The 15,900-nt window shown below is 33.6% G+C and carries 17 protein-coding genes; 14 read left to right on the top strand and 3 right to left on the bottom strand.

Going from position 1 to position 15,900, the window contains the following annotated elements:
• The first annotated feature begins 37 nt into the window (after nucleotides 1-37).
• The 11 genes from ES674_RS01895 to ES674_RS01945 all read left to right on the top strand — a co-directional run bounded on the left by ES674_RS01895 (nucleotide 38) and on the right by ES674_RS01945 (nucleotide 7,966).
• Nucleotides 38-1,165, top strand: a complete 1,128-nt coding sequence (locus ES674_RS01895) for an NAD(P)/FAD-dependent oxidoreductase (protein ID WP_148402292.1) — start codon at nucleotides 38-40, stop codon at nucleotides 1,163-1,165.
• Complete coding sequence (locus tag ES674_RS01900) at nucleotides 1,165-1,872, top strand: methyltransferase domain-containing protein (protein WP_148402293.1); 708 nt, start codon at nucleotides 1,165-1,167, stop codon at nucleotides 1,870-1,872. The genes ES674_RS01895 and ES674_RS01900 overlap by 1 nt, the downstream gene beginning before the upstream one ends.
• Nucleotides 1,869-2,921: a type III polyketide synthase gene (locus ES674_RS01905; protein WP_148402294.1), complete on the top strand. Its 1,053-nt coding sequence runs from the start codon at nucleotides 1,869-1,871 to the stop codon at nucleotides 2,919-2,921. The genes ES674_RS01900 and ES674_RS01905 overlap by 4 nt, the downstream gene beginning before the upstream one ends.
• On the top strand, nucleotides 2,915-3,715 hold the full coding sequence (locus ES674_RS01910) for an SDR family oxidoreductase (RefSeq protein ID WP_148402295.1): 801 nt from the start codon (nucleotides 2,915-2,917) through the stop codon (nucleotides 3,713-3,715). The genes ES674_RS01905 and ES674_RS01910 overlap by 7 nt, the downstream gene beginning before the upstream one ends.
• A gap of 13 nt (nucleotides 3,716-3,728) precedes the next feature.
• Complete coding sequence (locus ES674_RS01915) at nucleotides 3,729-4,178, top strand: 3-hydroxyacyl-ACP dehydratase FabZ family protein (RefSeq protein WP_148402296.1); 450 nt, start codon at nucleotides 3,729-3,731, stop codon at nucleotides 4,176-4,178.
• Nucleotides 4,179-4,201: 23 nt separating this feature from the next.
• Entirely contained in the window at nucleotides 4,202-5,473 is a 1,272-nt protein-coding gene (locus ES674_RS01920) for a beta-ketoacyl-[acyl-carrier-protein] synthase family protein (RefSeq protein ID WP_148402297.1), read from the top strand.
• Nucleotides 5,470-5,727 (top strand): acyl carrier protein, encoded by a 258-nt coding sequence (locus tag ES674_RS01925; RefSeq protein WP_148402298.1) that lies wholly within the window; start codon nucleotides 5,470-5,472, stop codon nucleotides 5,725-5,727. The genes ES674_RS01920 and ES674_RS01925 overlap by 4 nt, the downstream gene beginning before the upstream one ends.
• Nucleotides 5,727-6,302 (top strand): 4'-phosphopantetheinyl transferase family protein, encoded by a 576-nt coding sequence (locus ES674_RS01930; RefSeq protein ID WP_148402299.1) that lies wholly within the window; start codon nucleotides 5,727-5,729, stop codon nucleotides 6,300-6,302. The genes ES674_RS01925 and ES674_RS01930 overlap by 1 nt, the downstream gene beginning before the upstream one ends.
• 43 nt (nucleotides 6,303-6,345) lie before the next feature.
• Complete coding sequence (locus tag ES674_RS01935) at nucleotides 6,346-6,990, top strand: spermidine synthase (RefSeq protein WP_148402300.1); 645 nt, start codon at nucleotides 6,346-6,348, stop codon at nucleotides 6,988-6,990.
• Between the two features lie 91 nt (nucleotides 6,991-7,081).
• The gene (locus ES674_RS01940) at nucleotides 7,082-7,591 is read left to right on the top strand and encodes a hypothetical protein (RefSeq protein ID WP_148402301.1); all 510 of its coding nucleotides are present in this window, start codon (nucleotides 7,082-7,084) and stop codon (nucleotides 7,589-7,591) included.
• Between the two features lie 24 nt (nucleotides 7,592-7,615).
• The gene (locus ES674_RS01945) at nucleotides 7,616-7,966 is read left to right on the top strand and encodes a hypothetical protein (protein ID WP_148402302.1); all 351 of its coding nucleotides are present in this window, start codon (nucleotides 7,616-7,618) and stop codon (nucleotides 7,964-7,966) included.
• Here ES674_RS01945 and ES674_RS01950 read toward each other — a convergent pair whose 3' ends face one another.
• A complete protein-coding gene (locus ES674_RS01950) occupies nucleotides 7,967-8,434 on the bottom strand; it encodes a CBS domain-containing protein (protein WP_148402303.1) in 468 nt (155 codons plus the stop codon).
• A 123-nt stretch (nucleotides 8,435-8,557) separates the two neighbouring features.
• Between ES674_RS01950 and ES674_RS01955 the strand changes: the two genes are divergently transcribed.
• Both ES674_RS01955 and ES674_RS01960 read left to right on the top strand, forming a co-directional pair.
• Nucleotides 8,558-10,858, top strand: a complete 2,301-nt coding sequence (locus ES674_RS01955; protein ID WP_148402304.1) for a M28 family peptidase — start codon at nucleotides 8,558-8,560, stop codon at nucleotides 10,856-10,858.
• Nucleotides 10,859-10,926: 68 nt separating this feature from the next.
• The gene (locus ES674_RS01960; RefSeq protein ID WP_148402305.1) at nucleotides 10,927-11,631 is read left to right on the top strand and encodes a hypothetical protein; all 705 of its coding nucleotides are present in this window, start codon (nucleotides 10,927-10,929) and stop codon (nucleotides 11,629-11,631) included.
• A gap of 285 nt (nucleotides 11,632-11,916) precedes the next feature.
• On the opposite strand, the gene ES674_RS01965 is transcribed toward ES674_RS01960, so the two are convergent.
• Together ES674_RS01965 and ES674_RS01970 are read right to left on the bottom strand one after the other, a co-directional pair.
• Nucleotides 11,917-14,016 carry a M13 family metallopeptidase gene (locus tag ES674_RS01965; protein WP_148402306.1) on the bottom strand — a complete coding sequence of 700 codons (2,100 nt, stop codon included), beginning with the start codon at nucleotides 14,014-14,016 and terminating at the stop codon, nucleotides 11,917-11,919.
• 100 nt (nucleotides 14,017-14,116) lie between these two features.
• A complete protein-coding gene (locus tag ES674_RS01970; protein WP_148402307.1) occupies nucleotides 14,117-14,626 on the bottom strand; it encodes a hypothetical protein in 510 nt (169 codons plus the stop codon).
• Nucleotides 14,627-14,780: 154 nt separating this feature from the next.
• Here ES674_RS01970 and ES674_RS01975 point away from each other — a divergent pair, with 154 nt between their 5' ends.
• Entirely contained in the window at nucleotides 14,781-15,734 is a 954-nt protein-coding gene (locus ES674_RS01975) for an NAD-dependent epimerase/dehydratase family protein (protein WP_148402308.1), read from the top strand.
• Nucleotides 15,735-15,900: the final 166 nt, after the last annotated feature.

Raw genomic sequence — 15,900 nt, forward strand, 5'->3', positions numbered from 1 at the left:
ATAATATTTTAAAAAGCACAAAAACAAACAACTCATAATGACTTACGATGTAATTATAGTTGGCGGTGGACTAGCCGGATTAACAAGTGCTATACACCTTTCTAAAAAAGGCCTTTCGGTTCTTTTAATAGAGAAAAATGACTATCCGAAACATAAAGTTTGTGGTGAATATATTTCTAACGAAGTTCTACCCTATCTAGACGCTCTCGGTTTTAACCCCTTTGATTTTGGCGCGAAAAAAATTGATTACTTCACATTAAGTACGGCTAAAAGTAAATCCATAAGCACCAAATTACCCTTTGGCGGATTTGGAATTAGTCGCTATTGCATGGACTGGGAACTAGCCAAACTCGCCATACAAAATGGTGCTGAAATATTTCAAGAAAAGGTTATTGATATTCAATTTGAAAACAATCAGTTTACTGTTTTTACTAATGAAGATAAGCAATTCTCGTCAGAAATAGTCATTGGATCTTTTGGTAAACGATCTAATTTGGATATTCAAATGGATCGCGAATTCATTCAAAAACCAACACCCTTTTTAGGCATAAAAGCGCATTATAAAGGTAATTTTCCCGATGATGCTGTTGCTCTCCATAATTTTGACGGTGGCTATTGTGGGATTTCTAAAGTAGAAACTAATCTCGTAAACGTTTGCTATCTTACCGATTATAAAGCGTTTAAAAAGCATAAAAACATTGAAGATTTTCAAAAAAATGTGCTTTCAAAAAACAGCCATTTAAAAGAAATATTTGAGAGTTTTGAGATGACATTTGAGAATCCTTTAACTATTAGTCAAGTATCATTCTCATCAAAACAACCCGTAGAAAATCATGTTTTAATGTGCGGTGACAGTGCTGGAATGATTCATCCATTAGCTGGAAATGGCATGAGTATGGCCATTCGAGCTGCGCAAATGGCTTCTATGAAAGTTCTGAAATTCAAATCTAAAGAAATAAAATCGCGAGCCGAATTAGAAAAACAATACACCCAAATTTGGAATCAGGAATTTAGTAGTAGATTAAAATCTGGACATATTATAGCAAGGTTATTCCGACTCGGCTTATTTTCTGAATTAATTATGGTATTTTTAAAGGCCTTCCCGTTTATTTTGCCACACGTTATAAAAAGTACACACGGAAAACCTATGAAACCAGAATTATAATGCTTGTAGACACAAAACATAGAAGCCACACCATTGAAATTATGGATGACCTAGAGATGACTGGCGACATATTAATTGATGCTCTAGACCAATTAGCAACCATAAATAAATTATTGGGTGGTACCCAAGTAACGCTTGATGGATTAAAAAAGCTTTTAGAAGGCCAATCCAAAGAAAAAACAATTCGTATTATAGATTTAGGGTGTGGAAGTGGAGACATGCTGCGGAAGGTTGCTAAATATGGCATTAAAAACGGTTACAAATTCAAATTATTAGGTATCGATGCCAATCAAGCAACCGTAGATTATGCCAATAAATTATCAGCAGATTTTCCCGAATTAAGCTATAAAAAAGAAGATGTTTTATCTGAAGATTTCAAAACACATACCTATGAAATTGCTATGTGTACCTTGTTTTTGCATCATTTTGACGATAATGTTGCTATGAACGTCATTCAAACCTTACTAAAAAACGCCAAAATAGGTGTTTTAGTTAATGATTTACATCGGCACAGATTGGCATATTATCTTTTCAAAATAGTCACATTAGGCATCAAAAACGACATGACAAAAAACGATGGTTTAATATCAATTTTAAGAGCATTTAAAAGGAGAGATTTTGAAAGGTATTCAAAGGAAATAGCATTCAAAAGCACCATAACGTGGCATTGGGCATTTAGATACCAATGGATAATAAAAAAATTATGAGCGTAAAAATAACATCTGTAGCCACCCAGTTACCACCTTATACACGAACAACTGAAGAGATAATTCCATTCCTGAACGTTTGGTTAAACGGTCAAGACGAACGTTATCAGCGCAAAGTAATTAAACTCTTTGAAAACGCTGGAGTTGATAGGCGCTATTCAATCATGGATGCGGAAGCGGTGTTTTTAAAAACCTCTTTTGAGGAAAAAAATGATATTTACAAACGTGAAACCATAAAATTAGCAGAAGGTGCCCTAACCAAAGCACTAGACAAAGCCCAACTAGAACCTATTGATATTGATTATATCATTACGGTAAGTTGTACAGGAATTATGATTCCATCGGTAGATGCATATCTGATTAATAAATTGAATATGAAACAGGATATTGTGCGCCTTCCTGTTACAGAAATGGGTTGCGTGGCTGGAATTTCTGGAATGATTTATGCCAATAATTTCCTGAAAGCTGATCCAAATAAGCGTGCTGTTGTAATTGCTGTAGAATCTCCTACTTCCACCTTTCAAATTGAAGATTATTCCATGACCAACATTGTTAGTGCCGCCATTTTTGGTGATGGATGTGCCTGTACTATTTTATCTTCATACGAAAATGAAGAAGGGCCAGAAATAATAGATGATGCCATGTATCACTTTTATAATTCGGAACATATGATGGGATTTGAACTAAAAAACACCGGACTTCAAATGGTTTTAGACAAAGAAGTTCCTGAAAAAATTGCAGAACACTTTCCCCTGATTGTTCATCCATTTTTAGAGAGAAATGGTTTAAATATTAAAGATGTTGATCATCTTATTTTTCATCCTGGCGGAAAGAAAATTGTTCAAACTATTGAAGAACTATTCGGCGCTTTAGGTAAGAATATTGATCACACAAAAGCAGTGTTAAAAGACTACGGAAACATGTCTAGCGCAACCGTACTTTACGTTCTTGAGCGGTTTATGGAACAAAATCCTCAAAAAGGTGATATTGGATTAATGTTGAGTTTCGGTCCCGGATTCACCGCACAAAGATTATTATTAAAATGGTAAGAGAATTTGAAAATAAAAACGAATGGGCCATCATATTGGGCGCTTCTAGTGGCATGGGCTTAGCAACGGCAAAAAAGCTCGCTAAAGAAGGACTGAATTTATGTTTGGTTTATCGTGCGTTAAGAAATGAAATAGAAGCTATTGAAGCCGAATTTGAAGCTATCGTTTCAACGAGTAAGGTGAAATTAATTCACTTCAATAAAGATGTGGTAAAGCCAGAAAATAGAGAAGCAATTCTTACCGAGTTAGCAGAAAAAATAGGCGATTCCGGAAAGGTAAAATGCTTGGTTCACAGCATTGCCAAAGGGAATTTAAAACCCATGGTTTCTGATGGAAATAGAGAGCTTCAAAATGATGATTTTCATATTACACTAGAGAATATGGCTTTTAGTTTATACGATTGGACAAAGCTTGTTTTTAGTAAAAATCTATTTGCAGACGATGCTAGAATCATCAGTTTTACCAGTGAAGGCAATAAAAAAGCATGGAAAAATTACGCAGCTGTTTCTGCAGCTAAAGCGGCTTTAGAAGCCATTTCAAGAAACATAGCTTTGGAATTTGCGGAACATGGAATTAAGGCTAATTGTATTGAAGCTGGCGTGACAAATACGGCATCTTTCAGAATGATTCCTGGCAGTGAAAAGCTAGCAGAACACAGCATAAAACGCAATCCATTTAAACGACTCACCACACCAGAAGATGTGGCGAATGTGGTATATTTATTAACCAAGGAAGAGTCTAAATGGATTAATGGCACCACGCTTCAAGTAAATGGTGGTGAACATTTAAGTTAAAAGAATGTCAATTATGAATCTCAAAGAAATAATATCAAAATTGCCTTATAAAAAGCCATTTCTTTTTGTTGATGATCTTATAGAAGTCACTGAAAATGGCATTTCAGGAACCTATACGTTTCATGAGAATCATGATTTTTACAAAGGACATTTCAAAACTAATCCGGTTACGCCAGGTGTGATTTTAACCGAAACTATGGCGCAAATTGGATTGGTTTCATTTGGGATTTATCTTATGAATGAATCTGGAGAATCTATTGATGACATTCAGATTGCTTTAACCTCAACAGAAATAGATTTTTTTAAACCTGTTTTTCCCAATGAGAAAGTGCTTGTAAAAAGTGAAAAGGATTATTTTAGATTCAACAAATTAAAATGTAACGTAGAAATGTTTAATGAAAAAGAGGAATTGGTTTGTCGCGGAAAAATAGCTGGAATGATAGCGACAAAAAGCTTGAAATAAAGTACACATTTCAAAAGAGAATTATGAAAAATAGAGTCGTTATAACTGGTCTCGGTGTGGTTTCTCCTAATGGAGTTGGCCTCGCTGATTTTACCAAAGCCATAAAAAATGGCAGGTCCGGAATTGAATTCTATCCAGATTTAAAAGAATTGGGGTTTTCATGTTGCATTGGAGGAAAACCAAAAATTTCAGAAGCCTTAAAACGTGAGTATTTAACAGAACTACAGCTACGTGATTTTAATAGTTCAGGCATTTTATATGGCTGCATGGCGGGAATAGATGCTTGGAAAGATGCGGGTTTCTCCATTTCTGATACTACAGATTATGACAGTGGAATTATTTTTGGAGCAGGAACTTCTGGAATTGAAAAATTTAGAGAAGCCATATATAAATTAGACGATAAACAAGTCAGGCGTTTAGGAAGCACCGTTGTGGCGCAAACCATGACAAGTGGCGTCAGCGCCTATTTAGGCGGTATTTTAGGATTGGGAAATCAAGTCACCACCAATTCTTCGGCCTGCACAACAGGAACAGAAGCCATTTTAATGGGATTTGATCGTATAAAAGCTGGCCTTGCCAAACGCATGATAGTTGGTGGAACAAGCGATGAAGGACCTTATATTTGGGGAGGCTTTGATGCCATGCGGGTTCTAAATTACAAACATAATAACAATCCAGAATCAGGCTCGCGCCCTATGAGTGCATCAGCTTCTGGCTTAGTTCCAGGAAGTGGCGCTGGCGCCATGGTCATTGAATCTTTGGAAAGCGCCTTGGAGCGCAACGCCACCATTTATGCTGAAATTTTAGGTGGAGATGTTAATTCTGGCGGGCAAAGAAATGGCGGTTCTATGACAGCTCCAAACTCCAAAGCAGTACAACGTTGCATTAAAAAAGCGGTAGAAAACTCCAACATAAAAGCTTCAGAAATCGATGCTATAAATGGCCATTTAACTGCAACAATAAAAGATTTTACGGAAATTGAAAACTGGAGTATCGCCTTAAACTTAAAACACGAAGATTTCCCATATATCAATTCTTTAAAATCTATGGTTGGACATTGTTTATCCGCTTCTGGCGCTATTGAAAGTGTGGCAAGCGTTTTGCAAATTCATCATAACTTCATTTTCCCAAATATTAATTGCGAGGATTTAAATGAAGAGATTACGGCATTAATTTCGAAAGAAAAAATACCTCAAAAATTAATAGAAAAAGAAATTAATATCGTGGCCAAGGCAAGTTTCGGATTTGGAGATGTCAATGGCTGTATAATATTTAAAAAATTTAGAAAACAATGAGTGATAAAGATAAAATGATTGCCGAATTAAAATTAATAGTAAAACCTTATATTCAAGACGAAAAAGGTTTTGAAGACATGCATGAAGGAACAGATTTTATCAATGATTTAAAGATAAATTCAGCGAATTTGGTGGATGTTATTTTAGACATTGAAGATAAATATGATATTATTTTTGACAATGATTCTATGGATAAAATGCTGAATGTAGAAGCCGCTTTAGAAATAATAAACCAAAAAGTTTCCGAAAAATAATGATTGGAAACGATATCGTGGATTTGAAAGAAACCAAGCTTACCACAAACTGGGAAAGACGTGGTTTTTTAGATAAAATCTTCACAGATAACGAGCAAAAAATGATATCTGACGCTAATGATCCTTTTAAAACCGTTTGGAAATTGTGGAGCATGAAAGAAAGTGCTTATAAAGTTTTTATTCAAGCTGGTGGGAAACGCTTTTATAATCCGAAGAAAATTGCATGTCAATTTGAAGATGGGTTTGATCAGGTTTCTATTGAGTTCATGAAATTTCAAACCGAAACGATTTGTAACCATGATTATATTTTAAGTACTGCCAGAATGGATGATGCTGATTCTAAAAGTTTCGTTTATAACTTACCTGAAAGAGATATAAAAAAACAAAGTGCTTTTTTAAAACAACAATTTATTGCAGACTTTTCAATCCATAATGATTTGAATTTCGGTGATTTAGTAATTAGAAAAACAGACGTTGGCGTACCTAAATTGCTCTATAAAGACAAAGAATTAGATGTCTCATTTTCATTAACGCATCATGGCATATATGGAAGTTATTCGGTTTTAAATTTCTGAAATTGCTAATTTTTAAAAAATTAAAACAACTAACGTTATTCATATGGCAAAGCTTTTAAGCTATTTATACCCTATTACCAAGAAAGTGAATTCGGATATCAACGGAACGCTGGAAATTACTTGGTACAACGGAAAAAAGCATTTAAACTCTAAAAACGCCAACTATTCCTATGGTTCCTTACAACGGATTTTAAAATTTGGATTGGAAAAATTAAATCTTAAAAATGTCAACTCTATTCTTGTTTTAGGTCTGGGTGGTGGCAGCGTTATACAAACCCTTCGCACCGATTTTAACTTTAAAAATCATATAACCGCTGTGGAAATTGATCCGCAGATTATTACCATTGCCAAAGAGGAATTTCAAATAGAATCTTCTGAAAGTCTAAATATTATTTGTGACGATGCGCTGAAATTTGTAGAAAACACATCTGAAACCTTCGACCTCATCATCATTGATTTATTTATAGATTTAAGTGTACCAGAATCATTTTTAGAGCTATCTTTTTGGGAAAACATTCTTAAATGCAAATCAGCCAGTGGTGCTATTCTTTTTAATGGTTCTTTGAAAAAAGAACTTTCGCACAAACTAGAAACCATTATCGGTTATTTAAAATCGCATATTTATCAAGTGGTTGTTTATAAAAAAGTGAATCAAACTAATACGCTTGTGATTGGGAAATCACTTTAGATAGATAATAGTTAACGAATAATTAATATATTTATATCGAGTTGCAATAATTTAAGTACAACTTCTTTATAATTCGAATCAAATTTCAAAAATGAAAAATATACTTTTTATTTTAATTTCATCACTTCTAGTTAACTGTGGAGGTAATGAAGCCAAAAACACAAGTTCTTTAGTTGATATGAAATTCCATAGATATAATGAAATTGACGAGCTCTCAAATTACACTAAAATTAGTGATACTGTCATTTACGGAAATAACGAAGAACCCAAACATAGTATACTTCATTTAAAAAATGACTTGAATAATTTAGTCATATTTAATAGTATTTCTAGTGACACCAGTAATGATAAAAGATTATTTACAATTTTAGACACTTTAGTCATTCCAAATAGTAATAAATCTAAACTTGTAACAATTGGTTATTGCCAAATTAATCAGGACATGAACGAAAATCTAATTGCTATTGTTGATAAAACAGATAGTTTAATCATTGAAAACATTCATAAAGTTTGGATGGCAAACACAGCTTCTAATAAAATTGAAAGCATAAATAATCTTGACGAGATTACGTGTTTTAACGAATGGTTCGTTATGAATTAATGGGTCACATTAAAAAACAATACGATGCAAAAACAATGTCCAGAATGTGGTGATAAAATTGTTGGAAGAATTGATAAAAAATTCTGTAGTGACGCCTGTCGGAATGCCTTTAATAATAACATTAATAAGGACCATAAAAACCTGATTCGGAATACCAATAACCGTTTACGGAAAAACTACCGAATTTTAGAAGAATTAAATCCGGAGCAAAAAACCAAATCATCAAGAGCCAAACTCATAGAAAAAGGTTTCGATTTTAATTACATTACCAGCATCTACACCACCAAAGCTGGCACCATTTATTATTTTGTTTATGACCAAGGTTATTTACCACTAGAAGGTGATTACTACGCATTGGTTAAACGTGAAAATTAATTATTTCCAATTATGTCCTTTGAGTTGCATGGCGGCTTTTAAAATATCTTTCTGACTAATTTGTCCCATTAATTTACCATCTATAACTATAGGAAAACGTCTAATTTTAGAATCTAGAAATTTTCTGGCAGCTTCAAAAACATCCATATTACCATCAATAGTTTCTACATTTTTTACCATGCGATTTTCAACAATATCTTGTTCTACAGGCATGTTGTAATAATGACTCTCCGTAATTTGTTTTAAGCAATCGCCTTCAGAAATAATCCCGATTAATTCATTATTTGCATTTACAACTGGTCCACCCGATATTCTATTAGCAATTAATGCATGGATAACTTCATCTACGGTTTGCTCGGGTTTAAACGTAATTAAATCCCGCGTCATATAATCGCAAACTTTTAATTGCACATTTTCATTGATATTATTTTGCTGCTTTCGCGCGCCTTGAAAACTTTTAATCCCCATAAATATAGATGTTTAGAACCTTGAATATAGATAATTTTGTGCTGTTTTCCAAAAGACTTATGACAAGTTTACGATTCCTCTTAAATTATGTACTTTTAATTTTCAAAACTAACTGCTCTTCTCATGCTTAAAAAAATAATTGCTTTTATACTAATCGTTTTGGCCGTATACTGGAGCTTTTTTGTATTACTACCAAGTGATATTTCAAAATTAGATGCGCCAGAAAACACATTTTCTACAGAACGCGCTTTGGTTCATTTAAAGGAAATTTCTAAAGCACCACATTATCTAGGTAATGCCGAGCATGAAGTTGTACGGAATTATATTATTCAGCAATTGGAAACTTTGGGTTTGGAAACTGAAGTTCAAGAACAGGTTTCCATCAGTCAATGGGGAAATGTTTCCAAGCCTAAAAATATTGTTGCCAAACTAAAAGGCAAAGAAAATGGCAAGGCTTTACTTTTATTAACGCATTATGATAGTCACCCGCATTCGTCATTTGGTGCTAGTGATGCAGGTTCTGGTGTGGTTACAATTTTAGAAGGAATCCGTGCTTTTATAAGCGACAATAAAACACCTAAAAATGATATTATAATCGTCATTACAGACGGCGAAGAATTAGGATTAAACGGTGCAGATACCTTTGTAAATAAACATCCATGGGCAAAAAATGTTGGTCTGGTTTTAAATTTTGAAGCACGCGGTTCTGGCGGCCCAAGTTACATGCTCATTGAAACCAATCAAGGCAACGCCGAATTGATGAAGCATTTTGTTGCTGCAAATCCAGAATTTCCTGTTGCCAATTCGCTTGCTTATAGCATTTATAAAATGCTGCCCAATGATACGGATTTAACCCGTTTTCGTGAAGATGGAAATATTGATGGTTTTAATTTCGCCTTTATTGATGATCATTTTGATTACCACACCGCTCTAGATACCTACGAAAGATTAGACCGGAATACGCTGGAGCATCAAGGCAATTATTTGATGCCACTACTCCATTATTTTTCGGAAGCCGATTTGAATTCAGTAAAAAGCACTGAAGACTACATTTATTTTAATGTGCCACTATTTAAAACCGTCATTTATCCATTTGCTTGGATTTTTCCGATGCTTATTTTAGCGATTTTGGTGTTTATAGGTCTAATTTTTCATGGCATTAAAAAAGAAGCGTTTTTCTTTTCTGAAATCGGTCGTGGATTTGCTGCTTTCTTATTAACCCTTATTTCAGCTGGAGGAATTGGCTTGGGGTTATTGCTGCTTATAAAACAGCTGTATCCACAATACAATGACATACTACACGGTTTCACTTATAACGGCCACGTTTATATTGTAGCTTTTGCCTCATTGGCTCTAACGATCTGTTTTGGCATTTATCATCGCCTCTATAAATCCAATAATACAGCTAGCTTATTAGTAGCGCCTTTATTTTTCTGGTTAGTTATCTGTACACTTGTTGCCATGAATCTTCCAGGTGCTAGCTTTTTTATTATTCCTGTGTTTTTCGGATTATTAAGTCTGTTTATTCTAATAAGACAGAAAAAACCAAATCTTATTTTATTAGCGCTTTTAGGTTTCCCAGTTATAACCATCATGTCGCCGTTTATTAAAATGTTTCCCGTAGGATTGGGTTTGAAAATTTTATTTGTGACCTGTATTTTAGTGGTTTTAATTTTTGGCATGTTGGTTTCTGTATTTGGATTTTATAAAAATCAAAAACTATTAGCGCGACTGTTTTTAATTATTACAATTACGAGTTTGGTAGTAGCACATATACAATCTAATTTTTCAGAAGAAAGGCCCAAACCAAACAGTTTAAATTACGTTTTAGATAGTGATAAAAATACCGCCGTTTGGGCAACTTATGATGCTATTTTAGATAGTTATACCAAACCTTTTTTAACAGAGAAGCCTGATGATGCATCCATTTTGAACAAAAATACCATTGGTAGTAAATACAAATCAGGTTTTACATATACTAAAAACGCGCCATTGAAATCATTGGTAAAACCAGAAATCACCATTGTATCTGACACCATTATCAATAATTTCCGTCAAGTTCACATTCAATTTAAATCTAACCGCAAAGCTGAACGTATAGAAGTTTTTGCCGATAGTACAAATGTGTTTAAAGAGGCCATAATTAATGGTGTTTCAGCAAAGAAAAATACGGCAATGGAAAATGTGTTTACAGAACGCTTCAACAACCGCCTGTTTAGCTATTTTGTTTCAGACAATGAACCTCTGGAAATGGTTTTAACCATTCCTGAAAATCAAAAAACAATCTTAACATTTTATGAAGCAACTTATGATATCTTAACCAATCCAGAGTTTTCAATTCCGGGTAGAACTAAAGCTATGATACCAAAACCGTTTGTACTAAACGACGCTGTTATTATTAAAAGCAGCTTTGAAATTAAATAATTAGCAATGTTTTAAGATAATGAGTCACTATTTTTTTTAGCTTTGACGCCTATTAAACAATATTTTTTATGAAAAAATTAGTTATTGTAGCCTTATGCTTTTTAGGATTTCAGGCACAAGCACAAACAGACACACAATTATTGGAGCATTTTCGTGCTTATTATACGCAAATGAAAATTCAAGGTGATACACAAGGAATTATCAATGGTTTAACCCATTTAATTATCTTATCACCTAAAGAATCACAAGCGCATAAAGACACATTGGCCATGGTTTATATGAGTGAAGGAAATCATGTTCAAGCTTTGAATACTATTGGTATAGATGCAAATGCTAAAGATTCTGATGTTGCTGTTGAAGTAAAAGCTGTTTCTTTAAAAGCATTAAACGAATCTGATCGTGCACTTATTCAATTTGAAGAACTGTTTAGACGTACACCAGATCCTTCCATAGCTTATGAATTGGCGGAATTATATTTACAAACCAATCAATTGGAAAATTGCAATACTTATATTGAATACGGTTTAAAAAATGCAGAAGATAATATGGGAAAAGCCTATTATGAAAGTCAACAACCATATCAAGTTTCTTTAAAATCAGCCTTTTTATATTTGAAAGCTTTATCTACTTACAATGAAAATAAAGCCACCAATATTGATAAAGCAGTCGCGATTTTAGATGAAGCGATAAAGATATCTTCAAACTTTAATTTGGCCATTATTAGTAAAGATGCCTTATTGAACCAGAAAAAAGAACCGAAAGCAAAAGAGTAGTTTGCTTGTATTATAATTTAGATTGAAAAAAAACACCAATTTCAGTAATTGAAATTGGTGTTTTTTTGTGTCTTTTAATAAACTAAATATCGTTTAGCGCTCTAGAATTACGAGAAGTAATTTAACCTTCCTATAATGTTTAATTCTACTTATAGCATGAACAGTAATATTTCAAATTAAATATAGTGATCGCGAATTTTACAAAAAATCGTGAATCTTTAAAATGAAAAAGCAGCTAAAAATTTTAGCTGCTTTTCTATAATTCATATTAAGATACTAATAATCTTACCAGATTCTCACACGATTTTCTGGAGCAATGTACATGCTATCACCTTCTTTGATGTTGAATGCTTCATAAAAAGCATCAATATTTAATAAAGGTTGAACCGCACGATTCATTCCTGGAGAATGTGGATCTGTTTTGATACGTGTTTTTAAAGCATCATCACGCATTTTAGTTCTCCAAACAGTTGCCCAACTCATAAAGAAACGTTGTTCAGCTGTAAAACCATCAATATTTTCTGGTCTTCCATCTTCTTTAAAGCTAATTTGCAAAGCATCATAAGCAGCTAAAACACCACCTAAATCACCAATATTTTCACCTAGAGTAAATTTACCATTAATAAAAACTTCAGGTAAAACTTCAAGAGCGCTATACTGATCAGCTAATTGAGTTCCTAATGTTTCAAATTGCGACAAATCTTCATCTGTCCACCAGTTATTTAAGTTACCATCTTTATCATAACGTGATCCTGAATCATCAAAACTATGAGAAATTTCATGACCAATTACAGCGCCAATTCCACCGTAATTTACAGCGTCATCCGCTTTGTAGTTATAAAATGGTGGCTGTAAAATAGCCGCTGGAAATACGATTTCGTTAAAAGAAGGATTAAAATAAGCATTCACAATTTGTGGTGCCATATACCATTCGCTCTTATCAACTGGTTTTCCTAATTTATCAATATCCTTTCGGAAATTCCATGCACGTGCATTGAATGAATTCTGTAAATATGATCCGCCGTTTTCAACACTTGCAATTTCTAATGTTCCATAGTCTTTCCAAGTATCTGGATAAGCAATTTTGATATTAGTTGCTTTCAATTTTTCAATCGCTTTCTGCTTCGTTTCTGGACTCATCCATTCTAAATTAGAAATACGCTGTTCAAAAGCTAAAATAACATTCTTAATCATTTTTTCAGCTTTCGCTTTTGCTTCTGGTGGGAACATTTTATCTACATATAATTTCCCTAAAGCTTCACCAACAGTCCCATTTAAGGTTCCTAACGCATTTTCGTTACGAGGACGTTGCTTTTTAGCGCCGTTTAATTCACGACCGTAAAACTCCCAGCTAGCGTCTTCTAATTCTGTGCTTAATTTGCTTGCAGAACCGTTAAAGGCATTCCAACGTAAATACGCTTTCCAATCGTCCACATTATTTTTAGATAAAACCTCTTGTAAACGATTAAAGTAATTTAAATCGCCAATAATAACCGTATCGATTTCTTTAACACCAATTCCGTTTAAGAAGTTTTTCCAATTAACAGCTGGAACCATTTTTTGAACCTGCTCTATTGATCTTGGATTGTAACGTTTTCTAGCATCACGCCTATCCACTTTATCCATTTTAGCTTCAGCTAAACGGGTTTCAAAAGCTAAAATTTGTTTTGCTTCTGCACTTGCATCTGCTTCAGTTTCACCTAAAAATTGTAGCATTTTAGTAATATGAGCCACATACTTTTCACGTTTTTCTTTAGAATCTGCATCGTTTTTAACATAGTAATCACGATCTGGTAAACCTGTGCTACCACCACCTAAATAACCTACATTCTTGTTGCTATCTTTAGGATCTGAACTAACACCAAAACCATAAAGACCTCCACCTCCAAGTGGCTCCATTTCTATCATGTAAGCTTGTAAATCATTGATGTTTTTAATCGCTTCAATTTTAGCTAAATACGGTTTCAATGGCTCTAAACCTTGCTTGTTTCTACCAACTGTATCCATGATAGTTTGGTATAGAAAAACTGCTTTCTCCTGGTCTGAACCTGGTAAAACTTGAATTTTCTCCATATCCTTGTTATCAGACATAGCTGCTTCTAAAATACTCAAGGCATCCGCATCTGTTTTTTTACGAAGCTCATTGAAACTTCCCCAAACAGATTGGTCATCAGGAATATCCGTTGTTTTTAACCAAGTACCATTAACATAATTAAAGAAATCATCATTCGGATTTACTTCGGTGTCCATATACTCCAAATTAATTCCTGGAACGCCTGGATCTTCCACAAGCGCAATTTCTTCTTTAGCCTCATTCTTACAAGCCATTAAGCCCATAAAGGCGGCTGCACTAAGTAATGTTGCTTTTTTAAAGTTTGAATTCATAAGTTTTGTGTTTATTTTAATGGTACAATTTACCACTATTTGATTTTTGTTAATTGAAACGAAGATATATTAACAAAATATTAAGAAAAAACCCACAATATTAGGGCTTTATAATTTGTTGAGATTCCTTTTCTACTTGTTTATTCATTTGAAGGTTTAAATTTGAAAAAGCCACTAACAGCTCTTTAACGGATTCTAAAACAACCTCCTTTTCTGGATTTGATAAATTTACAGCACTTTCTAATTTAAAAACTTTCGTTTCCACGGCCACAACACGGGCTATTATTAAAGGCGTTTTTAGCGTTTCTGGAATGGTGGATTTCAACTCGAAATTTAAAGTAGATACAATTTGTTTATTGTCCTTAAAAAAGGATAAATTTCCTGCTTTAATATCTAAAATCACAGATTGCAATTCATTGTATTTCGCCCAACCTGTAATCATGTTTTCCACTTTGGGGTCGGCAATAAAATCGGCGTACTTAATAGAAGCCAAATCCTCTTTAGTTATTAACTCGCTGATGGCATTGTCTGCGGGTAAAGTCTGAATTTCACTTTCGGTGTCTTTGCAAGAAAACAGACATAAAACGAATAGTAAGCAAATGTATTTCATATTTTTTCTAACTGGAATTACAAATATATTGTATTCGTGGGTTTTAGCTTTCAATTATAATAATACTTTATTTTCTGCACATTATTTTAAGTTAAATTTACCATTTCATCTGTAAATTCTTGTTATTTTTGAATGATTTTTAAAATACCCGAACATGAAATCTAAAATTTTAATCATTGGCGCCTGTGGACAAATTGGTTCCGAATTAACCTATAAATTACGTGAAATTCACGGTGATGATCAAGTTATTGCCAGTGATATTAGCTACGGAAATTTAGATATTGTTAATTCAGGTATTTTTGAGATTTTAGATGCTCAAGATTCTACGAGCGTTAAAGTGTGCATTGAAAAATACAAAATAAACACGGTTTACCTTATGGCAGCCATGTTAAGTGCTACAGGTGAAAAATTCCCAATGAAAGCTTGGGATTTAAACATGAGCACGCTTTTCAATGTTTTAGATTTAGCTAAAAACGGACAAATTAAAAAAATATTTTGGCCTTCTAGTATTGCCGTTTTTGGACCTACGACGCCGAAAGAAGATACACCACAATACACCATCATGGAACCATCAACGGTTTACGGAATTACCAAACAAGTTGGTGAACGTTGGTGCGAATATTATTTTAATAAATACGGTGTTGATGTAAGAAGTATCCGTTATCCAGGTATTATTAGCTGGAAAACTTTGCCTGGTGGTGGAACTACAGATTATGCTGTAGATATTTACCATAAAGCACTTGCTGATAATCATTACGATTGTTTCCTGTCTGAAGAAACCGCCCTACCCATGATGTATATGGAAGATGCTATTAATGCAACCGTTCAAATTATGGAAGCACCAGCAGAATCTATAAAAATTCGCTCTTCTTATAATCTATCCGCCATAAGCTTTACACCTAAAGATGTGGTAACGTCTATTAAAAAGCATTTAAAAGATTTCACTATAGAATACAATCCAGATTTCCGTCAGGAAATTGCCGATTCTTGGCCAAGCAGTATTGACGATAGCGATGCGCGTAAAGATTGGAACTGGAAACATACCTATTCTCTAGATGATATTACAAAAGATATGCTAACGAATTTGAAAGAGAAAGCTGCTAAATAGTCAGTTTTAGCTTTTTACATTATTAAGATATATTTTAATACAAAAGAGTAAGTTCCATTTGAACCTACTCTTTTTTTATTTACCTAATTACCAATCGAATACAAGAACGTTTCGGAGTTTATCTGCTGATACTCTATAAAAAGTAAGCTGAATATATATATTTGCA

The sequence above is a fragment of the Bizionia myxarmorum genome, from assembly GCF_008086205.1.
In the GTDB taxonomy this organism is placed as follows: Bacteria; Bacteroidota; Bacteroidia; order Flavobacteriales; family Flavobacteriaceae; genus Algorimicrobium; species Algorimicrobium myxarmorum.